This window comes from Microbulbifer mixtoriginis (SeqCode) (assembly GCF_052467705.1).
This window is the reverse complement of record NZ_CP174322.1, coordinates 3949668-3971129: the sequence shown is the minus strand read 5'-3', so window position 1 is coordinate 3971129 and position 21462 is coordinate 3949668. Positions and strand designations below refer to the sequence as shown.

Below are 21462 nucleotides of genomic sequence, written 5' to 3'. Positions count from 1 at the left end.
AGTAACTGCCTTGCCAGTGTGATGCATTTTTAGTGAGAAGCAGACTTATTCTGCCACTCACTGGAGTCAAAGAAATATTTATCTAGAGATCAAGAGGCAGACAATTACCTTGTTCCTATCTAGGCTGGGTATTGGTGAGAGTTTGTGCCAGGATCTCCCTCCCTGCGCAGTCGCTCTACCCAGAGTGCGGTACCCCCTGCCACTGCCGCAGGCATTACGAAGATATTCAAAATGGGCACCATTTTGGCCAGCATTACGCTTCCACCAAAGGCGAGGCTGGTTAGTTTGCGCCTGCGTAGTACGCTCTTTAGTTCGTCAAAAGGACGCTGGTGGTTATCGAGAGGGTAGTCAACATACTGTATTGCCATACACCAGGCACCCCAAACTGCAGCTAATACGGCAGGGATAATTATGGTCCAGCTGGTTACTGTGGATATCAGAAAAATGATCACTCCCCAGAAAATAAAATAACCTAACTTGCGCAGTTCCCGTCCCAGTGTGCGCCATACCATCTGTATCATTGGTTCAGCAGGAGGTGCTTTACCGGTGAGAAGTTCTTCAACTTTCTCGGCCAGGAGGCCATTAAAAGGGGCCGCAATAATATTGGTGATTATCCCAAACAAATAGCCATAGGCGAGGAAAAATAAAAACAACACCAGAATTGCAATGATCCAGGCGAGCCAACGAAAAACGCTGGCGGTCCAGGCGGCACCTTTGGCCATCACGGCTTCCCACCAGGACATATTGGTAGTGTCCACTGGGGTGTGTGACAGCAGGCTGCTGATAAACTCACTGAGACCACCGAGTTGGGTAATCATGATACCGCTGATCACGATAAATAACACTAGGTTGATCAGCAGGGGGACCAGGATAAAGGGGCGTAGTTCACGCTTGGTTAATAGGCGGGCGCCGCGCATTAGCGCGTCAATACCATGGACTGGATTTGAAGTCATAAAGTTACCTCTCGCAGGTGCGCGGCGGCCAATCAGTGTTTAGCACCGGCGGCTTTTAGTATTTCTATGTACTCGCTGCTCTGGCGGTGTTCACTAATACGGGTTAATAAGGTTTTTCCACCCGGATCCATACTGTTGAGGTCGTGACCTTCGGCGAGAAATAGTTGTACAAAAGTGGCAAAACTCTCCGCTTTCATACTGCGGTAGGCGCGCTCAAGCAAATGGAAATCCCGGTTGGTATTTTTTGGTGCTTCCCCCACTAGGAAACCGGCAATTCGCTCCTCGTCAAATACTTCACCGAGGACTTTTTGTTTGTCTTTTTTTAGGCTCAAAATCTTTTCCTTAGTTCTGTGAAAGAAGCCAGGTAGATTGAACCTGGCCGCAGGTTAAAAAGGTTTAAAGTAGAGCGTCGAGCTTATCCTTGAGGATCTTGTTGATCATCTGTGGATTCGCCTGACCCTTCGAGGCTTTCATGATTTGGCCGACAAAATAGCCCATCATCTTGGGCCGCTTGGATTCGTCGGCTTTACAGTAGTTATCTACTTGTGCGCTGCTGGCAGCAATAACTGTCTCTACCATCTCTTCAATGGCGCCGGTATCAGATACCTGCTTGAGACCACGCTTTTCGATAACTTCATCCGCACCACCCTCTCCCTGTGCCATAGCTTCAAAAACCTGTTTGGCAATCTTGCTGGAGATGGTGTTGTCTTTGATACGCATGATTAACCCGGCGAGCTGCTGGGCGCTAACCGGGGAATCCTGTATAGAGATTTCCTGACGGTTCAGCAGTGCGGCTAACTCACCGGTAATCCAGTTAGCGGTGAGTTTGGGTTCCCCGCAGGATTTGCATACTGTTTCAAAGTAGTCGGCGCTGGCGCGCTCCTGAGTGAGTTGGTCAGCGTCGTAGGCAGATAAGCCGTACTCTGACTGGAAGCGCTCGGCTTTGGCATCGGGCAGCTCAGGAAGTAGTTCACGCAGTTGCTCGACATAGTTATCGGTGAGCACTACGGGTAGGAGGTCTGGGCAGGGGAAATAGCGATAGTCATTGGCAACTTCTTTACTGCGCATGGAGCGGGTTTCATTTTTATCCGCGTCGTACAGTCGGGTTTCCTGCACTATGCTGCCACCATCTTCGAGGATATCGATCTGACGCTCGGCTTCAACTTTGATAGCTCGCTCAACAAAGCGGAAGGAGTTGATGTTTTTAAGCTCGGTGCGAGTGCCCAGCTTTTCCTCTCCCTTTAATCGCACAGAGACGTTGGCATCACAGCGGAGAGAGCCTTGAGACATATCTCCATCGGAGATGCCCAGATAGGTGACGATACTGTGGATTTTTTTCAGGTAGGCAACCGCTTCGGCGGCGCTGCGCATATCGGGCTCTGAGACAATTTCTATCAGAGGTGTGCCCGCGCGGTTTAAATCGATTCCAGACATGCCGTGGAAGTCTTCATGCAAGGATTTGCCCGCATCTTCTTCTAGGTGGGCGTGGTGCAAGCGTACTTTTTTACTACTGCCATCCTCTAGATGAATTTCAACTTCGCCAGCCCCAACGATAGGTTGCTCCAACTGGGTTGTCTGGTAGCCTTTGGGGAGATCTGGGTAAAAATAGTTTTTACGCTCAAAAACAGAGCGTTTACCAATATCCGCATTCATCGCCAGGCCAAACATAACCGCGTAACGAAAGGCTTCTTCATTAGGGACAGGCAGGGTACCGGGCATGGCCAAGTCTACGGCGCAGGCCTGGCTATTCGGTGCCGCACCGAAACGGGTACTAGCGCCAGAAAAAAGTTTGGATTGGGTGGATAACTGCACGTGAATTTCCAGCCCGATAACGATTTCCCATTCCACGATAGATCTCCTTATACGGCGCTGGCTTGGTGCCAGTCGGTAACCTGTTGGTATTGATGCGCAACATTGAGCATGCGGGATTCGTCCAGATAGTTACCGGTAATCTGAAGTCCTACAGGCAAATTGTTTACCAATCCACAGGGGATAGACATGCCTGGTAGGCCCGCCAAATTGGTGGCGATGGTATAGATATCTTCCAGGTACATGGCTACCGGATCAGCCCCCTTGGCTCCCAGCTCAAACGCAGGGGAGGGTGTGGTAGGCCCCATAATGACATCGACTTTTTCAAAAGCTTGTACAAAATCCTGCTTGATCAGTCGGCGCACCTGCTGGGCCTTGTTGTAATAAGCATCGTAATAGCCAGCGGATAGCGCGTAGGAGCCAACCAGAATGCGGCGCTGGACTTCTTCGCCAAAGCCCTCACCGCGGGAGCGCATATATAAATCTCGTAAATCTTTGGGGTTTTCACAGCGATGGCCATAGCGCACCCCGTCGAAGCGGGATAGGTTGGCGGAGGCCTCGGCTGGGGCTATGACGTAGTAAGCCGGAATAGCCAACTCAGTATGTGGCAGACTGATATCCACCAGCTCGGCCCCGAGTTTTTCAAACTCCTTAAGGGCATCTTGTACGCGGGCGGCTGTTTCAGCATTCAAGCCTTCCCCAAAGTATTCTTTAGGGACTCCGATTTTGAGGCCGGCGATAGAGTCGCTCAGTCCCGCGGTGAAGTCTTCATGCGGACGGTTCAGGCTGGTGGAATCTTTTGGGTCGTGGCTGACCATAGCAGACAACAGATAAGCGGCATCCTCAGCATTGCGCGCAATAGGGCCTGCCTGATCCAAGCTGGAAGCATAGGCGACAATACCCCAGCGGGATACACGGCCGTATGTAGGTTTAAGGCCGGTGGTATTGGTCAACGCGGCGGGTTGTCGAATGGAGCCGCCGGTATCTGTGGCCGTGGCTCCAGGTACTAGCAGCGCCGCTACTGCTGCAGCGGAACCTCCGGATGAGCCGCCCGGTACACAACGGGTATTCCAGGGGTTTTTTACTGGGCCGTAATAGCTGCTTTCGTTGGAGGAGCCCATGGCGAACTCATCCATATTGGTTTTGCCCAGAGTTACGGTGCCGGCGCCGTTGAGGTTTTCCACTATGGTGGCATCGTAAGGCGGAATAAAATTGTCCAACATCTTTGAAGCACAACTGGTGCGTACGCCATTGGTGCAGATGATGTCTTTATGGGCAACTGGCACTCCGCACAGGGTGGGTGCTTCGCCTTTGGCAATACGTTGATCGGCGGCTTCGGCCTGCGATAGGGCGAGTTCTTCGGTTACGGTAATAAAGCTGTTATAGCTGTCGTCTAGTTGTTGGATTCGTGCAAGTAGATGGCGAGTTAACTCCATACTGGAGAATGCCTTGCTCTGCAGGCCGCGGATCATCTCGGCGATAGTAAGCTGGTGCATGTTATTCCCTTAAAGGCTTTGGGCGGGCTCAGGGCGAAATCGAATAATTGGGTGCTTGCCTGGGGGCCTGTTCAGTCGATGACTTTGGGGACTAGATAAAGCCCTTCTTCAGATTGCGGGGCCAAGTTCTGGAAACTCTGGTGCTGGTCAGTCTCTGTTACCTTGTCGGCTCGCAGGGTCTGCACTTCATCAAGTGGGTGCGCCATGGGTGCGACCCCATCGGTGTTGACGGCCTGTAACTGGTCCACCAGTTGAAGAATATCGCCGAGGCGGCCGCTGACTTCCTCAATGGTTTCTTCGGATATGGCGATGCGAGCGAGTTCCGCCAGCTTCTCTACGGTTTGCGTATCCACAGCCATGGCAATAGAGCTCCTCCGGCTTCAGTTGCGAATCTGGGTTGCTCCGTATAAGGACGGGGCAGGGCCGGCAAATTTAGCACAATAGGCCGCTATTCTCACCGGCTCAGCTGTAGGGGGAAATCTGCAATCGATTAGCCGGGCTTCAGCCTTGCCCTGAACCGGTGCCGTTGTTAGAGTTTGCCCAATCCTGCCGGGCGCTCAGAGACTCCGGCGTATTGCGTAAATTCCGATTCGAAATGCGGCTCGGAACTCAGAATTATTTGCGCGGACTAACTAGGATTTGTATCCATAAAATAAGCCGCGCCCGCAGTGCCCGATCTGGGGGCTGACAATTAGTACAAGGTAATCGAATTCCATGTTTAAACGTTTGCGGGGCATGTTCTCCAGTGACCTCTCCATTGACCTGGGAACCGCCAATACGCTGATTTACGTTCGCGATCGCGGCGTAGTACTCGACGAGCCCTCTGTCGTCGCAATCCGTCACTACAATGGCCAGAAAATCGTTGAGGCAGTTGGAGTGGAAGCCAAACGTATGCTCGGCCGCACCCCCGGTAATATCACAGCGATTCGCCCACTGAAGGACGGGGTGATTGCCGATTTCCAAGTGACTGAAAAAATGTTGCAGCACTTTATCAAGAAAGTGCATGAAAACAGCTGGATGCGCCCAAGTCCCCGTGTGCTGGTATGCGTACCCTGTCAGTCCACCGAAGTGGAGCGTCGTGCAATTCGCGAATCTGCTTTGGGTGCCGGCGCCCGCGAAGTATCTCTGATTGAAGAGCCGATGGCGGCGGCGATTGGTGCTGGCCTGAACGTGGAGGAGGCCAGCGGTTCAATGGTGGTGGATATCGGTGGTGGTACGACTGAGATTGCCATTATCTCCCTCAATGGCGTGGTCTACTCCGACTCTGTGCGTATCGGTGGCGACCGCTTTGATGAAGCCATCGTCAACTATGTACGCCGCAACTACGGTAGCGTAATCGGTGATGCCACTGCTGAGCGTATTAAAGAAGAAATAGGCTGTGCGTACGCGGGCAGTGAAGTTCGTGAGATCGATGTACGCGGCCGCAACTTGGCGGAAGGGGTGCCCCGTAGTTTTACCCTGAATTCCGATGAAATTCTTGAGGCCTTACAAGAGCCGCTAACTGGTATTGTACAAGCGGTGAAAAGTGCCCTTGAGCAATCTCCCCCCGAGCTGGCTTCGGATATCGCTGAGCGCGGCATGGTATTAACCGGCGGTGGAGCCTTGCTGCGGGACCTGGATCGCCTGCTGATGGAAGAGTCAGGTCTGCCAGTGATCGTTGCTGATGACCCCCTTACCTGTGTTGCCCGCGGTGGCGGCAAGGCCCTGGATATGTTGGATCGCAGCCGTTTGTATCTGATGTCCAACTGAGTGGATTGAAGCTGGCGGGTTTTCCTAACAATTAGTGAGGTAGCCCTGCCGGCAGTTAGTTTCACGTTTCAGTGACATCCGATATATTGTGAGATCAATAATCATTGACCTGTACAAAGGTGGCTGCCCTTGAAACCGCTTTTTACCCGCGGCCCCTCCCCTGAGTTCCGCCTTCTATTATTGGTGCCGCTAGCAATCGCCTTGATTGTTGCAGACCACTACACCAATTGGTTCCAGTCTACTCGCGAGCGTCTTTCTGGTGTTACAGCGCCTCTTTACTGGATCACTGGTGCTCCAGAGCGTGTTGGCGATTGGGCTGGAGAGCAGTTTCGCTCTCGCGAGGAGCTGCTTGAAGAAAATGACCGTCTCAAGCGTCAAGTATTGCTGTTGGAGCAGCGCAGCCAATTATTGGCTGCGGTCAAGGCGGAAAATACGCGTTTGAAGGAGCTGATGAATTCGGCAGAAATGGTTGATGACCGGGTGCTGGTGGCCCAGGTTATCGGTGTCTCACCGGACCCCCTTGAGCATGTGCTGTTGATCGATAAAGGGCGCGATCATGGTATTGATGTGGGCACACCGGTGATGGATGCGAGTGGTTTGCTCGGGCAGGTGATTGAGGCTGGGGATGCGTTCAGCCGGATTCTCCTGATCACTGATTCCAGCCACGCAATTCCTGTCCAAGTGTTACGCAACAGTATGCGTGCCGTCGTTGAGGGCACCGGTGACCTCTATCGCCTCAAGCTCAGGCATCTTGCGAATACCAGCGATATCCGCGAGGGTGATCTGCTACTCAGTTCCGGTCTCGGTGGACGTTTTCCCGCAGGCTACCCGGTGGGCGAGGTTATGTCGATCTCCCGAGACCCGGGTCAACCATTTGCCGAGGCGGAAGTGCTCCCGCGCGGGCGTATGAGTCGCAGCCGCTTTGTTTTGGCGGTAATCGGGAGTGGGGGGCAGGGCCTTGCAAGCGAATAATCGCTGGTTTATCACGCTCACGCTCTTTCTCTCGATGTTACTTGTGGTTATGCCCTTACCACAGCAGTGGCTGTGGTTCCGCCCCGCGTTTCCGGCGCTATTGGTTATTTTCTGGGTTACTCGTATGCCTCAGGCCTTGGGCGTTGGTTTTGCCTGGCTGGTGGGTATCCTGGAAGATCTGATCAGCGGAGCCAGTCTCGGTACCCATGCATTGGCTCTGGCAGTTTTGGCCTATTTCAGCCTGTTAACCTACCAGCGTACCAGGGCCTTTAATCCAGCTCAGCAGCTTCTATGGGTGTTCGTTTTGGTGGGTATCCACCAGGTTGTGGGTAACTGGGTACATGGTTTGGAGGGAAAAACCGTTCCCGGCCTGACATTCTTATGGCCGGCACTCACCACGGCCCTGCTATGGCCTTGGGTTGCTCCGCTATTGCATCGTCTCTGCAGTCGGCTGCAGGTTCGTTGAGCGTCTCGTCAGTCTGTAAATCAATGTAAAATTCTGATCATTTTTCGATCAGTATCGCTATAATCAGCCGCTGGCCCACAGGGAATATGTAGTACAGTGACAAATATCACCTCTTCGAATCGCCTTCTTCTTGCTTCGGGGTCGCCACGTCGAGCCGAATTGCTGGAGCAAATAGGCGTTGTGTTTTCCCAATGCCCGCCCTCGGTGCCTGAGCAGAAAGAAGCTTCAGAGACTCCCCAAGAATATATTCAGCGCTTGGCGCAGGAAAAATCTGTGGCCGGGTTATTGGCGACACCAGAACAGGCCGGGCTCTGGGCCCTGGGGGCCGATACAGTCGTACTTTGTGGTGAGCGTCTCCTGGAGAAACCGCGGGATTTTACTGACTTTGAGTCCATGATGTCGGCCCTATCGGGCAGAGAGCATTCTGTGCTGACTGCGATTTGTCTTCGCAGTCAGCACAGGCAATTCAGCTGTCTGGTGGAAACCCGGGTGCGCTTTCGCCAATTATCAGTCCAGAGTATTCAAGACTACTGGCACACCGGTGAGCCCGCCGATAAAGCTGGAGGATACGGTATTCAGGGAATGGGAGCCGCGTTAGTGGAGTCTATCAGCGGCAGTTATAGCAATGTGGTTGGCCTGCCCTTGGAGGCGTTAGTTCCGATGCTGGAACAGGCCGGGATTTCTTACTGGCAGGAGGCCAAGTCTTGAGTGAAGAATTGCTGATCAATGTTGCCCCAACAGAGACCCGAGTGGCACTGGTAGAAAATGGTGTGCTACAGGAAGTCTACCTGGAGCGCAGTGCACGTCGGGGCATTGTTGGCAATATCTATAAGGGCAAGGTGATTCGGGTATTGCCGGGGATGCAGGCGGCTTTTGTGGATATTGGCCTGGAGCGAGCCGGGTTTATCCATGCCTCTGATATCGCCCCCCTGGATGATGATGGGATGGAGTCCAGGGATGCTGAAGTTGCTGATATTCGCGCTCTCGTGCGGGAGGGGCAGCCCCTGGTCGTTCAGGTAGTAAAAGATCCTATTAGCAGTAAAGGCGCGAGACTGACCACCCACTTGTCAGTATCTGCCCGCTATCTCGTCTATATGCCGCAAACCCGTCATATCGGGATCTCCAATCGTATCGAGGATGAGGGAGAGCGCGAGCGCTTGCGTAAGCTGGTGGAGGCCGCCTCGTCACGTCTCGCCGAAGATGGCCTTTCCGCTGATGGAGGCTTTATTTTGCGCACCGTGGCTGAGGGTGTTAGCGAGGAGGAGTTACTACGGGATATCCCCTTTCTTTACAAACTTTGGGGGGAGTTGGAGCAGCGCATCAAGGAGCGGGTAGTGCCCTCTGTAATTTACGAGGATTTGCCGCTATTTATGCGTGCCCTACGTGATCTTGCGCGCCCTTATACCGAGAAGATTCGTATAGACTCCCGCGAGGCGCACGGTCGCGCGGCAGAATTTGCAGGCAAGTATGCACCAGAAATAGCTGGACGACTCGAGCACTACCCCGGTGAGCGTCCCCTGTTTGATCTGTATGGGGTTGAGGAGGAAATTCGCCGCGCCCTACAGCATAAGGTGACGCTAAAGTCCGGGGGGTATTTAATTGTCGAGCAAACCGAGGCGATGAGTACTATCGACGTCAATACCGGCGCATTTGTAGGTCACCGCAACCTGGAAGAGACTATCTTCAAGACGAATTTGGAGGCGGCAACGGCAATCGCCCGCCAGCTGCGCCTGCGCAACCTGGGGGGAATCATCATTATCGATTTTATCGATATGAAAGATCCTGAGCACCAACGTCAGGTATTGCGCACCCTGGAGAAGGCCCTCGAGCGGGATCACGCTAAGTCGAGTATTACCGGGGTTTCCGAACTTGGTTTGGTAGAGATGACCCGCAAACGTACGCGGGAATCTCTTGGGCAAATCCTGTGCGAGCCCTGCCCTGTGTGCGAGGGGCGCGGCACTTTAAAGAGTGCGGAAACAGTTTGCTTTGAGATCTTCCGGGAAATTATCCGTGAGGCGCGCGCCTACGATAGTGAAAAAATCATGGTTTTGGCCAGTCAGGTGGTAATCGATCTGCTGCTGGATGAAGAGTCGGCGAATGTCGCCGATCTGGAGGAATTTATTCGCAGGCCCATACAGTTCCAAGTAGAGCCCATTTACAATCAGGAGCAGTACGACATTGTTCTTGTGTAAATCATTATTAGCCTCCTCGCAGTTTTTCGATGTTGGTCGTTGCGATGCCTGCGACAGCACCATGGAAGAGTGGGGGTGATGATGATCCTATTGCGCTGGCTTGCGCGAAAGTTCTGGTTGTTATCGGTAAGCTTGGTGATTGCCCTGGCGATCCTTGTACAAACCGGACGCCTGCTATCGCCTCAAGTTGAGGAATATCGCCCGCAGATCAGCCGTTGGCTCAGCGGCCAGTTGGGAGTTCCGGTGCAGATGGACCGTATCTCCCTGCGCTGGGAAGCACTGCAAGTCTCATTACAGCTCGACGGCCTGCGTCTGGGGCAGAAGGGCGAGTTGCGTATGGGACACGGTCTGTTCCAACTGGATTTGCTCGCCAGCCTATGGAATCGTGAGCTGGTGTGGAAAGACCTGCAAATGCACGCCTTTACGGCTGGACTCAGCCGAGATGAGCAGGGCGAGTGGCGTCTGGACGGCTTCCCCGATATCTCCCTAAAGCCTGACGGCAGGGTTGTGTCCAATCCCAAGGCAGCGGACCCGGCACGACTTTTCCAGTTGAGCCCCAAGGTCTGGATTAGCGATGCGGCAATCACTGTCAGGCTGCCTGATGAGCAGGTTGCCGAGCTCAACTTGCCACAAATTTCTCTGGAAAACCGAGGTGATTTTCATCGTCTTACGGCCCGCGCTTTTATCTCCCGCGAAGGCGAAGAGCAGGCTAGCAACACTGAGACTCTCCGCCTGGTGCTGGAGGGGCGTGGTAACCCGCGCAATAAAAAACAATTTTCACTGCGAGGTTATATGCAGCTCAATGAGCTGCTGTTGGACCAGGATATTGTGTCACTACTCCATCAGTTGACCCCTCTACCCGACCGATTTCATTGGAGTGGGCGTAAGTGGGCGGATGGACGCCTGTGGCTGCATAGCGATGCGAGCAGTGGTTATCGGTTGGTCGGACGAGTAGACCTTGCTCAGGTATCAAACTTGGATCAGCCAGAAGAGGCGCCGAAGAAAAGCAGTCAGGGCAAAAGTCAGCATGAAAGTAGTGATCTGGTACAAAACAGAGATCACATAATGGCACCTTTACGGGCGCTTTCTGGAGATATTTCTGGTCGCTGGCTGCCCGGTGAACATTGGCGTTTGGCTTTACAGGATACCCAAATCGATTGGCAGGGCTTGCAGATGCCACCGCTAAACCTGCAGGTTAGTAACGACCTTCAGGGAGTAGCACTGTCCGCAGATGTGATCGATTTAGCGGGATGGAGCGATATTCTCACTCGGCTGGATGTTTTGCAGGGTGCTGCAGGCGAGTGGTTGACGTCCCTGAAGCCTTCTGGCCAGTTGCGACGCGTGCAGCTGCGCAAAGAAGCGCAAGGTGCGGTGAGCCTGAGTGCCAATTTGCACAATATCAGCACGCAGGCATTCCGCGGTGCGCCATCAGTGGCCGGCTTGAGTGGCTACATGGAGTTTGCCGGTAACGATGGCCGGGTGGAATTGGATGGCTCGAACTTGCAAGCAGGGTTTCCAAATCTTTACTCCGAGGCATTCTCTTTTGAGCAAGCCAGCGGTACTTTGGCCTGGAGCCTTAGTAAGGATTCGAATGAAATCAATGTCTTCTCTGGCCCTTTGCTATTAGATGGAAATCTGGGCGAAGTTCGCGGGCAGTTTTTGTTGTCCCTGCCTTTCCATCCTCAGAGTCGTCCAACGGATTTACTCCTGTCGCTTTCTCTGCGTGATGCGGATGTTGGCGTTCAAGAGAAGCTGGTGCCGACAAATGTCAGTGAAGACTTGCGCAGTTGGTTGAATGAGGGGCTGGGCAACGGAAATCCTGGTCGGGTTGAGACTGCCGCATTTATTTACCGTGGCAGCAGTTATCGCAAAAATGGCAAGGATGAGTCACTACGTGCGCTGGGGGCTCACAATAAGCGTCAAACAGTACAGTTGGCTGCAGACTTTTCTGGCGCCAATCTTAAGTATGCCGACGAATGGCCTAAGGTTCAGTCTGTTGATGGCCTACTCAGGCTGGATGATGGCAATGTTTCTGTCAGTGCAGACAAGGCCCGTGTTTGGGGAGTGGATGCGAATAAAGTTTTAGTGGAAGTAACCCCACAAAAAGATAAAGGCTCACGTCTGGATGTGACCGCCCAGCTTCAAGGGCCGGCTGCTGATGGTTTGCGCTTGTTGCGCGAATCCCCTTTGCGCAAACAGCTCGGCAATGCTTTTGATGAGTGGTTGTTGTCGGGAGATATTCGCGGGCAGCTGAACCTCACTCAGCCCCTGGGTGGTGCTTCAGTATCACCAGCTCAAAGAGTTGAATTGCAGTTGAGTCGTGGTGATTTACAGCTGCAAAATCTGCGCTTGCATGCTGAGGCTCTGGCTGGTGATGTCATTTTTGACAGCGATACAGGACTCGAAGGTACTGAGCTGAAAGGTCAGCTCTGGGGGCGGCCAATAAATGCGAGCATACGTCATATAGGTGATGCCGATGCGCGCGATACGCAGGTGGTCGTGGATGGCAGAGCCAGTACTGAGTCGATCTACAGCTGGAGCCAGCGTCCCGAGCTGAGATGGCTTGAAGGTACCATGGGTTACCAGGCACTTATTACCATCCCAGCAAAATCTAAAGAGGCCCCCTACGCTGCAGTTTTCGAGCTGACCTCAAATCTTGCTGGTGTGGCGGTAAACCTTCCGGAGCCCCTGGCTAAGCCCTCTGAAAGTAAAACGAATTTTGTATTGCGTGCCCCCATTGGTGATCAGGGCAGCTTATTTCACCTGAATTACGGTGAGCACCTGCAAGGGCAGTTTTGGCTGGTGGACGGAGCTCTTGAGCGAGCGGCTATTGCGCTCAATGCCGAGGCGAAATTACCTGAAGAAAGAGGGGTGAGTATCCTTGGCGACATTTCCAATGTTGATTTACCCCGCTGGGAAAAGCTGTTGGGCGTTTACCGAGATGACTCATCGGTTGTTGAAGAGTCATCCGCTCAGCCCGAACAAGCACCATCACTGATTCATAAGGTGCAAGCAAGCAACCTGGATGGCCTGACTGCACTTCCCCAAAGTGGACAGACAACTGACAATGTTTCCAGTCCACTACCGATTAGTCTTGACCTAAGCACAGATAGCCTGCAATTGGGAACAGTGGCTATTGAGCATATTCATGTCACAGGCGGAGGAGTGGGTTCAAAGTGGCAGTTAGATTTTGATAGTGAAATGGCGGCGGGAAGACTTTCGGGAACGCTCGGTGGGCAAAAACCTCTGCGTTTAAAGTTGGCGCATTTACGCCTTCCTGCTCCTGAAGAAAGGCAGACTATTTCCGGCGCTACATTGGCTGAGCAGCCCTTTGCGGAAGAGTTGTTGGACCCCTGGGCAGATTTTAATTTTCAGACGCTGCCAGCCCTGGATTTCAGCACGGAAAGTCTGCGAGTGGGGGGTGAGGAGCTCGGGCGCTGGTCTTTTGAAGTTCGGCCATCCGAAGACCGCCTGGTTCTAAGCGATATTCGCGGTAGTGTCCGCGGGTTCCATCTGCAGGGACGTGGTGGTGGTGAAAAAGCCTTGGGAGCGCAATTGATGTGGATGCGCGATGCGGAGGGCAATAATTCCTCTCAATTTATTGGGCGCCTGGCAGCAGATGATCTCGCTGATATTCAGCGTGAGATGGGGCATGAACCGCTTATTGAAAGTAAGTCTGCGACCTTTGATACAGCCTTGCGCTGGGATGGGTCTCCGGCCATGGCCAAGGGTAGTTTGCTCTCCGGAGATTTGAAAATAGATATTCGTGATGGCCGCTTCCTTCGTTCCACCGGTACTGCTGGCTCAACGGTCTTGCGGTTGTTATCGCTGTTTAATTTCGATACCTGGGCGCGCCGCTTGCGCTTGGATTTCTCCGACCTTTATAAGAGTGGTATGGCTTTCGACCGAGTGCGTGGAGAGGTCGTGTTCGAAGGGGATGGGCAGTTGTTGATTGCAGTGCCTATTCAGGTTGAGGGGCCAACCAGTGAGCTGCAGATGGCGGGAAGGGTCAATCTTTTGCGGGAAGATTTGGATTTGACCCTGGTGGCGACTTTGCCAGTAAGTAACAACCTAGCCCTGGTTGCCGCTCTTGCTGGGGGATTGCCGGCTGCGGCAGGCGTTTATCTCATCAGTAAAGCGTTTAAAAAGCAGGTGAAGAAGATGGCCAGTGTGAGTTATCGCATCAGCGGTGACTGGGCTGACCCTCAAATGCGTTTTGAGAGACTCTTTGATGGAGATGGTGCAGAGCGTCAGGGGGCCGCCTCTGAGGCTGCTGGGAAACAGGCAAAACCGGATCAGGGAATCAGTCGTGCACCAACGCTTCCTTTGGCGGATGAAGCGGGCTCTTAGCCTGCTTATTGGGAGGATACACTTCCAGAAAGAGCTCAACTGCATGTGCATCTAGTTCTCTATCCTATTAGGTAGGTATAACTGAGTGAGGACAGGAGTTTGCAAGATGGTGAGGTCCCCGGCCTTATGGCCCCTGTTGGTGTTTGCCCTGATTCTATCGGCCTGCTCTGAGGCTGATGACCAAAGAATCCAGAATATGACAGTGGCGGAAGCCAAATCACGTATAGCCGAAGGCAGAGGGCTAGAGCAGATCCCCAAGTCGGTATGGAAGCAGCTACTCCCCGAGGACCGTTACAAGGTTCTCTGGCAGGGAGATACGGAGCGGGCTTTTAGTGGCAAATTGTTATACAACGAAAAAGAAGGTGTTTATGTCACCGCAGGCTGCCGTCTGCCGGTTTTTAGTTCAAAGCACAAGTTTAAATCGGGTACTGGTTGGCCCAGCTTTTGGGATGTGGCCTATCCGCAGAATATCGTATTAAAGGATGATTTCAGCTGGGGGCTCAGGCGCACAGAGGTATTGTCCAAATGCGGAGAGCACCTGGGGCATGTGTTTAAGGATGGTCCACCACCGACAAACCTGCGGTATTGCTTGAACTCGCTGGCCTTAGATTTTGAGCCGGCCGGGGATGTCAAACAATAATCGCTAGATCTCATACTATCTTTGTCTGATTTTTGGTTTGAGCGAGACTCTTTTGTAGTTTTAATTGATGCAATTTGGCTTTGGTATAAGTCAATTGAGTTTATGGGCGGAGCAGGGCCGCCCGTGTGACATGCGGTGGGTGAATGAGAACTACTGTGATGCCTGAATAAAGAAATCACGCAGGTAGCGGAACAGCTTGCGCTGATTGCTGGGTGGTTTGCTGTTTTTGATCTCGCGCAGGGAGTCGCGTACCAACTGCCGTAAATGCTGGTGGTCTATCTGGGGGTACTGGTCAAAAAAGGTACCCTGGGCACTATTACCTTCTTCGAGTAGGCGTCTGCGCCAGTCTTCAGCCATTTTATCGAAGCGCAGGTGCTGCTGGTCTCGCTCTTTAAACTTATTCAGCACGGCTTCTATCGCTTCGTGATCTGCACTGCGCATCAGCTTGCCAATATACTGCATTTGGCGACGGCGAGCCTCGTTGGACTTGATTCGCCCCAAGGTGTCTATTGCCTCGCGCATATCCTCATCAATGGGCACCTCGGCGAGCTGGGCTTTAGATAGTTCGGTTAATTGCTTCCCCAGGGCCTGCAGCTCGTGCATCTCCTGTTTTACCTGCGTCTTGCTCTTGGGCAGGTCTTCATCATCGTATTCGTACATCTTCAGTTCCGTATAAAAGTTCCGGATCGTACCGGCTCTGTTTGAGCGGGGAGTGTATTGCCTTTCAGCCAAAATACCAGGTGGCGAGGCCAAGGAAGGACATGAACCCCACCACATCGGTGACGGTTGTCAGTGCGACACTACCGGCTAATGCCGGATCGATTTTTATTGCCCGCAATACAACCGGTAAGATTGCTCCTGCCATCGCTGCCACAATCAAATTGATTACCATGGCCGCAACAATAATGACCGCAATGGTAATGTCGTCAAACCAGAGTGCAGCGATTAGCCCCATCACCAGAGACCAAAGCAGGGCATTAAGGCATGCAGAGCCGAGTTCCCGCGAGAGTAGCCAACTGAGGTTACTTTTGCCAATCTGGCCCAGAGCCATGCCCCTGATCACCACGGTGAGTGTCTGGCTGCCGGCCACCCCCCCCATACTTGCGACAATCGGCATCAATACCGCCAGGGCAACGACTTTTTCCAGCGTATTCTGGAACAGACTGATTACCCATGAGGCCAGAAGGGCTGTGAGCAGATTAATACCGAGCCAGAGGGCGCGCCTGCGCGCAGTGCGCCTTACCGGAGCAAAGGTGTCCTCTTCTTCATCGAGGCCCGCCATACTCATCAGTGAGTGGTCAGCGTCTTCGCGAATAACATCGACGATATCGTCGATTGTAATTCGACCCAGTAGGCGGTTGTGCTCATCCACTACTGGTGCGGTGATCCAGTCATACTTTTCAAACAGCCGGGCCACCTCTGTATCGCGCATATCGGCGGGAATTGGCTCCACATCAGTATTGACGACCTCGCGTACCGTGACAGAGGGGTCTGTGGTGAGAAGCTTTGAAAGCGGTAGCAGCCCGATATATTGGCCACGTCGATTGACTACAAATAAGCTATCGGTGGATTCCGGCAACTGCTCATGGCGGCGCAGGTAGCGCAGCACCACATCCAGGCTTAAGTTGGGGCGCACCGAGATAGTATCGGTGTCCATTAAGCCGCCAGCGGTATTCTCATCGTAAGCGAGTACGCTTTCCACCCTCAGGCGGTCGGTTTCGCTCATTGCTGAGAGGACTTCAGAGACGACACGTTCGGGGAGCTGCTGAAGGATATCGGCGATATCGTCCGCATCCAGCCCCTCCATAATCTCCACCATCTCCTCGGTATCCATGGTATCGAGGATTTGACTGCGCACTTCATCGGTGAGCTCTTGCAGTACCTCACCTTCGACATCCCGATCGATCAGGTTCCACAGAACCTGGCGAATACGCGGGGGGGAGCTTTCCAAAAGCTGCGCAATACTCTGCGGGGTCAGGGTTTTGAGCATGCGCCGGACTTCCTGCCCGGTGCCACTATCGAGGGCGGCGAACAACTCGCTGAGTTGGTTTTGCGCGCGGAACTTGATTTCGGCTTGGGGTGGGCTGGACACGATAAATCCTTACTGCTCAGCGGTGTTTAGGGAGTAGAGACCATAAGAAAGTCGCGGCGTTATTACGCCATGGCGGACTCTATCCAGAGCCGCTCGCCTTTGCAAATTACTCGGCTTCTCCAAAGCGCTCTGAGACGAGAGTGCTGATAGCTCCGAGTGCGTCACTCTCATCACGGCCCTCAACCTCCAGCTCCAACTCTGTACCCTGCCCGGCGGCAAGTAGCATAAGCGCCATAACGCTCTTGCCATCCACCGATCTATCGCCACAGTGCACTTTGATGTTGGAAGAAAAGCGGGCAGAGGTTTGGGCAAACTTACTGGCTGCGCGAGCGTGCAGCCCGAGCTTGTTAATGATGGTGAGGCGCTGTTTTTGCATAGGTAGCGGATTTGTATGGACTATCTCTGTTGTTCGCGGTGACGGACTTGAATATTGCCAAATTTGTGTAGAAAAGTGCGCGCCAGTTGTTCAACCATATAAACTGAGCGATGTCTCCCTCCGGTGCAGCCAATGGAGATGCAGGTGTAGCTGCGATTGCTCTCCTGGAAAGAGGGTAGCCAGTTCTCTAGGAAACCGGTGATATCTGCTTCCATCTTGTTAGTTTTGGGGTGGGAGCGTAAAAATTCGGCTACTTCATGGTCCAATCCGGTTTTTTTCCTAAGATTGGGTTCCCAGTAGGGATTTGGTAAGCAGCGTAAGTCGAACATCAGGTCGGCATCCACTGGCACCCCATATTTAAAACCGAAAGACTGGAAAAGTATTGCCATCCCTTCCGAATGTCCGCCCACCACGCGGCTTCTAATCAGCTCCCGTAACTCGTGCAAACCGAGGCTACTGGTATCTATCACCATATCCGCCATGGCTGAGACGGGTGTTAGCAGCTCTCTTTCTTGTTTCAAGGCTTCGAGCAAGTGGGTGCAATCATTGCTTAGGGGGTGTTTGCGGCGGGTCTCGCTGAAGCGCTGTACCAGTACAGGTTCGCGGGCGTCCAGGTAGATTACATCACACTCTACGCCGGTACTGCGCAGGGCTTCAATAACTCGGGGGGCCTGTTTGATATCCTGCCAGAGATTGCGAGCGTCTATTCCCAGAGCAAGGGGGGTGTCCCCTTTAGTCGTTTGCTGCTCAGCCCGCTTGATGAGTTCGGGTAGCAGGCTAATCGGCAGATTGTCGATGCAGTTAAAGCCCGCATCTTCGAGTAGTTGAAGTGCGGAGCTTTTACCAGAGCCGGAGCGGCCGCTGATGATAATCAAGCGCATGGGGACCCCCTCTTTTTAGCTCTTTATACCATTTAATCGTTAATTGAATGGTGTTTATATTCCTGGCGGTAATTTATAAGTCGTGACTCCGGAATCGGATTACCAGGATATGAGCGCAAAGCTAGAATCAGGCCGCTGCGGCTGAATCTATAGCTAGGGCGTAGAGTGCGTCGCTAGTGTCAGCCTGCCTCAACTTGTCCCGGACATGGGTGTTAGAGAAGAGCGCAGCGATTTCTGCCAGTGTATCTAGATGTTGTTGTTCCGAATCTTCAGGGACCAGCAAGACAAAGAGCAGATCGACAGGCTGTCGGTCGATAGCGTCGAAATCTATGGCGGGTTCTGTAGTGCAGAGCACGCCAATGGGGTGCTCACATCCAGGAAGGCGGCAGTGGGGGATAGCCACACCTTCGCCAATTCCTGTGGAGCCTAGACGCTCGCGTGCAATCAGTTGGTTGAATATGGTGTCAGAGTCATGCTGTGGATATTGTTCGGCTACAGCCTGGGCAATATTGAGCAGCAATTTTTTTTTGCTGCTCCCCGCCAGATGGCAAAGGCTGAGGCGGGGAGAGAGTAAAGCTTCCAGTGTCATAGTTCAGCGGTGGTTCTGCAACTTCTCTTTGTGTTTTTTCAGTTGGCGGTCCAGTTTGTCTGTAAGCGAATCAATGGCCGCATACATGTCCTTGTCTTCCGAACCCGCGCAAAGATCGTGACCATTGATATGTACTCGGGCTTCGGCTTTCTGGATCAGCTTGTCTATGGATAGGATGACTTGCGCGTTGGTTATATTGTCATAATGCCTTGAGAGCTTTTCCAGCTTGTTCTCACAGTAGCTGCGCATTGGCGAGGTAACGTCGACGTGGTGACCACTAATATTGATCTGCATGGATTTCTCCTTACCAGGTGCATCACATTACGGCGAGCCTCCTTTCGGGTCGCAACCCTACTAGGAAGTGGCCCAGAATGGAAGGATACACTCAAAGTTTGGAGTTCGGTTGCGAAGGTGTAGTAATTGGTGCCAGGTTATGACTTGGCCTACCTCATGAGTCGAAACCCAAGCGGCCCCTTTAGACCAAGCGTTTTCGCTCGCTGGAGGAGGGAATTCCCATTGACTCGCGGTATTTCGCCACAGTGCGGCGGGCTACTTTAATACCCTGTTTATCGAGCTCTAGGGTAATTTTGTTATCTGAGAGCGGCTTGCGAGGGGTCTCTGCGTCAATCAGCTTGCGGATCAGTGCGCGGATAGCGGTTGAAGAGGCATCCTCACCGGAGTCTGTGCTGACGTGGCTCGAAAAGAAATACTTGAGCTCAAACACGCCGCGAGGCGTGAGCATGTATTTCTGGGTGGTCACCCTGGATATGGTCGATTCATGCATGCCAATAGATTCAGCAACATCTGCCAGCACCATAGGTCGCATGGCTTCCGGGCCTTCTTCAAAAAAACCTTGCTGCTTTTCGACAATACAGTTGGCTACTTTGAGTAAAGTCTCGTGGCGACTCTGCAGGCTCTTCATAAACCAACGTGCTTCTTGCAGGTGATCCCGCAAAAAATTGTTATCTCTGGAGTTGTCGGCACGCTTGACCAGGGAGGCGTAGTGGTCATTGATACGGATCTTTGGGGTGATCTCTGCATTCAATTCTACGTGCCAGCGAAGGGTTTTGCGGGAAACGACAATATCCGGAATTACATAGTCCGGTTCTTGCCCGCCATAGCTCTCTCCCGGACTGGGGTTTAAGGTCTGGATTAGGCGAATGGCCTCGCCTAGCTGGGCTTCAGTGAGTCGTGTGCGTCGACTCAACTGGCGAAAATCCCTTTTGCCAAGTAAGTCCAAGTGTTTCTCAATAATGTTTTGCGCTTGGCTTAGCCAAGGGGTACTTGGGGGCAACTGCTGCAGTTGTAATTGCAGGCATTCTTTGAGATCCCGAGCCCCGCAGCCAGCGGGATCAAACTGCTGAATAGCCTTCAGAACCGCGAGCACCTCATCTTCATCGATCGATAAAGAGGTGGCGACATCCTGCACAGAAGTGCCAAGGAGGCCGCTGGGGGCTATGCCATCAATTAAGTTTTCACCGATCCACTTATCCTGCTCAGATAAGGGGGTCAAATTCAGCTGCCAGCGTAGATGATCCTGAAGGCCGATGGAGGTGGTGTTACGCTCATAGCTGGAGGAATCTAACTCGTGGCCGCCGCTGTTATTGGTGTAGATATCATCCCAGCGCGAGTCGACGGGCAGCTCATCAGGAATTGCCTGGTCCCAGTCCCCCTCGGCCAGTTCGCGCTCTTCTACCGGCTGTGTTGTGTTTTCCGGTGTTTGCTCAGGCTGTGGTTGATTTTCATCCACCTTTACGGATTGCTCTTCGCTATCCGCTTCCAGCATCGGGTTGTTGTCCAGTGCTGCCTGGACCTCTTGCTGCAGATCGAGTGTGGAGAGTTGCAGTAGGCGAATTGCTTGCTGCAACTGGGGGGTCATGGTCAGCTGTGTGCCGAGCTTGAGCTGGAGAGACTGCTTCATAGTGGAGCGCCGCAGGCCGATAAGACAGGGTGTCGATCAAATTGTCCTAAGATGGCGCAGACTACCCCTCTCTTCAATCTATTACAAGCAATAAGCGTGCCGGTCCTGGCATGATAGCTGGTGCTATGTTTCCAGAATTATGATTATTCCCGTCTTAAGTGAAGAATTTAAGGACAGAAATTGGTGGTTAGCCTCAAATAGTGAATTCGTGTCCCAAATAAACTTCGCGCACCTGTTGGTTGGCGAGAACCTCATCCGGCGTGCCTGCAGCGATGATATGACCTTCACTGACAATGTAAGAGGTCTCACAGATATCCAGCGTTTCGCGAACATTATGGTCTGTGATTAGTACGCCAATATCGCGATCACGCAGGTGGCGGATGATCTCCTTGATATCGTTCACCGATATGGGGTCTACTCCAGCAAAGGGCTCGTCCAACAGGACGAAGCCGGGGTTGGTGGCCAGAGCGCGGGCAATCTCAACTCGGCGTCGTTCTCCACCAGAGAGGGCCATACCCAGGCTTTGCGCGATATGGGTTATATTAAATTCCTCAAGTAGTGCTTGGGCCTGTTGTTGCCGCTCGTCTCTTGAGAGGTCCTTGCGGGTTTCAAGGATTGCTAAGATATTGTCTTTTACCGTCAAGCGGCGAAATACAGAGGCTTCTTGGGGGAGATAACCGATACCTTTGCGTGCGCGTCCGTGCATGGATAGCCGGGTTATATCCTCATCGTCGATCATCACCCTGCCAGCGTCGGCCTGCACCAGCCCGGCAATCATATAAAAGCAGGTTGTTTTGCCGGCACCGTTGGGGCCGAGGAGGCCGACGACCTGTCCACTGGAAACACTGACAGTGACATCCTGGACGACTTTTCTTTTTTTATACTGTTTCGCGAGGTGTAACGCTTTGAGCGTTGGCATAGTGTGTACCGAATCTATCCATGCCGCGGGCTAAGTGATGCCCGCCGGTGCAATAAT

20 protein-coding genes are annotated in these 21462 nt (G+C 52.9%); 7 read left to right on the top strand and 13 right to left on the bottom strand.

Features of this window, described 5'->3' with window-relative positions:
* Nucleotides 1-119 precede the first annotated feature (119 nt).
* The 5 genes from cysZ to gatC form a co-directional block, all read right to left on the bottom strand.
* Nucleotides 120-953, bottom strand: coding sequence for a sulfate transporter CysZ (gene cysZ / locus ACJJIB_RS17395; protein WP_252083017.1), 834 nt, complete (start codon nucleotides 951-953; stop codon nucleotides 120-122).
* A 32-nt stretch (nucleotides 954-985) separates the two neighbouring features.
* Nucleotides 986-1285: a PA4642 family protein gene (locus tag ACJJIB_RS17390; protein ID WP_444886978.1), complete on the bottom strand. Its 300-nt coding sequence runs from the start codon at nucleotides 1283-1285 to the stop codon at nucleotides 986-988.
* A gap of 64 nt (nucleotides 1286-1349) precedes the next feature.
* Nucleotides 1350-2801: an Asp-tRNA(Asn)/Glu-tRNA(Gln) amidotransferase subunit GatB gene (gatB, locus tag ACJJIB_RS17385; protein ID WP_444886977.1), complete on the bottom strand. Its 1452-nt coding sequence runs from the start codon at nucleotides 2799-2801 to the stop codon at nucleotides 1350-1352.
* Between the two features lie 11 nt (nucleotides 2802-2812).
* Entirely contained in the window at nucleotides 2813-4258 is a 1446-nt protein-coding gene (gene gatA, locus ACJJIB_RS17380) for an Asp-tRNA(Asn)/Glu-tRNA(Gln) amidotransferase subunit GatA (RefSeq protein WP_444886976.1), read from the bottom strand.
* Between the two features lie 71 nt (nucleotides 4259-4329).
* Nucleotides 4330-4617 carry an Asp-tRNA(Asn)/Glu-tRNA(Gln) amidotransferase subunit GatC gene (gatC, locus tag ACJJIB_RS17375; protein WP_444886975.1) on the bottom strand — a complete coding sequence of 96 codons (288 nt, stop codon included), beginning with the start codon at nucleotides 4615-4617 and terminating at the stop codon, nucleotides 4330-4332.
* 355 nt (nucleotides 4618-4972) lie between these two features.
* On the opposite strand from gatC, the gene ACJJIB_RS17370 reads away from it, so the two are divergent.
* The 7 genes from ACJJIB_RS17370 to msrB all read left to right on the top strand — a co-directional run bounded on the left by ACJJIB_RS17370 (nucleotide 4973) and on the right by msrB (nucleotide 14627).
* The gene (locus tag ACJJIB_RS17370; protein ID WP_020412569.1) at nucleotides 4973-6007 is read left to right on the top strand and encodes a rod shape-determining protein; all 1035 of its coding nucleotides are present in this window, start codon (nucleotides 4973-4975) and stop codon (nucleotides 6005-6007) included.
* A gap of 129 nt (nucleotides 6008-6136) precedes the next feature.
* Entirely contained in the window at nucleotides 6137-6979 is an 843-nt protein-coding gene (gene mreC, locus ACJJIB_RS17365; protein ID WP_444884021.1) for a rod shape-determining protein MreC, read from the top strand.
* Nucleotides 6966-7445: a rod shape-determining protein MreD gene (gene mreD / locus ACJJIB_RS17360; RefSeq protein ID WP_252083011.1), complete on the top strand. Its 480-nt coding sequence runs from the start codon at nucleotides 6966-6968 to the stop codon at nucleotides 7443-7445. Before mreC ends, mreD begins: the two co-directional genes overlap by 14 nt.
* A 96-nt stretch (nucleotides 7446-7541) precedes the next feature.
* The gene (locus tag ACJJIB_RS17355) at nucleotides 7542-8153 is read left to right on the top strand and encodes a Maf family protein (RefSeq protein WP_444884023.1); all 612 of its coding nucleotides are present in this window, start codon (nucleotides 7542-7544) and stop codon (nucleotides 8151-8153) included.
* Entirely contained in the window at nucleotides 8150-9637 is a 1488-nt protein-coding gene (rng, locus tag ACJJIB_RS17350; protein WP_444886974.1) for a ribonuclease G, read from the top strand. The genes ACJJIB_RS17355 and rng overlap by 4 nt, the downstream gene beginning before the upstream one ends.
* 78 nt (nucleotides 9638-9715) lie before the next feature.
* Nucleotides 9716-13987, top strand: coding sequence for a YhdP family protein (locus ACJJIB_RS17345; RefSeq protein WP_444886973.1), 4272 nt, complete (start codon nucleotides 9716-9718; stop codon nucleotides 13985-13987).
* A gap of 106 nt (nucleotides 13988-14093) precedes the next feature.
* Nucleotides 14094-14627, top strand: coding sequence for a peptide-methionine (R)-S-oxide reductase MsrB (msrB, locus tag ACJJIB_RS17340; protein ID WP_444886972.1), 534 nt, complete (start codon nucleotides 14094-14096; stop codon nucleotides 14625-14627).
* A gap of 150 nt (nucleotides 14628-14777) precedes the next feature.
* Here the strand turns inward: msrB and yjgA are convergent, their stop codons facing one another.
* The 8 genes from yjgA to lptB form a co-directional block, all read right to left on the bottom strand.
* Nucleotides 14778-15287, bottom strand: coding sequence for a ribosome biogenesis factor YjgA (gene yjgA / locus ACJJIB_RS17335; protein ID WP_252083006.1), 510 nt, complete (start codon nucleotides 15285-15287; stop codon nucleotides 14778-14780).
* Nucleotides 15288-15351: 64 nt separating this feature from the next.
* Nucleotides 15352-16719: a magnesium transporter gene (mgtE, locus tag ACJJIB_RS17330; RefSeq protein ID WP_435583621.1), complete on the bottom strand. Its 1368-nt coding sequence runs from the start codon at nucleotides 16717-16719 to the stop codon at nucleotides 15352-15354.
* 106 nt (nucleotides 16720-16825) lie between these two features.
* Nucleotides 16826-17095 carry an HPr family phosphocarrier protein gene (locus ACJJIB_RS17325; protein WP_252083005.1) on the bottom strand — a complete coding sequence of 90 codons (270 nt, stop codon included), beginning with the start codon at nucleotides 17093-17095 and terminating at the stop codon, nucleotides 16826-16828.
* A 20-nt stretch (nucleotides 17096-17115) separates the two neighbouring features.
* A complete protein-coding gene (gene rapZ, locus ACJJIB_RS17320; RefSeq protein WP_444886971.1) occupies nucleotides 17116-17976 on the bottom strand; it encodes an RNase adapter RapZ in 861 nt (286 codons plus the stop codon).
* A gap of 127 nt (nucleotides 17977-18103) precedes the next feature.
* Entirely contained in the window at nucleotides 18104-18565 is a 462-nt protein-coding gene (gene ptsN / locus ACJJIB_RS17315; RefSeq protein WP_444886970.1) for a PTS IIA-like nitrogen regulatory protein PtsN, read from the bottom strand.
* A gap of 3 nt (nucleotides 18566-18568) precedes the next feature.
* Entirely contained in the window at nucleotides 18569-18859 is a 291-nt protein-coding gene (gene hpf / locus ACJJIB_RS17310; RefSeq protein WP_252083002.1) for a ribosome hibernation-promoting factor, HPF/YfiA family, read from the bottom strand.
* Between the two features lie 181 nt (nucleotides 18860-19040).
* The gene (locus ACJJIB_RS17305) at nucleotides 19041-20486 is read right to left on the bottom strand and encodes an RNA polymerase factor sigma-54 (RefSeq protein ID WP_444886969.1); all 1446 of its coding nucleotides are present in this window, start codon (nucleotides 20484-20486) and stop codon (nucleotides 19041-19043) included.
* A 193-nt stretch (nucleotides 20487-20679) separates the two neighbouring features.
* Entirely contained in the window at nucleotides 20680-21405 is a 726-nt protein-coding gene (gene lptB / locus ACJJIB_RS17300) for an LPS export ABC transporter ATP-binding protein (protein WP_444886968.1), read from the bottom strand.
* Nucleotides 21406-21462 lie beyond the last annotated feature (57 nt).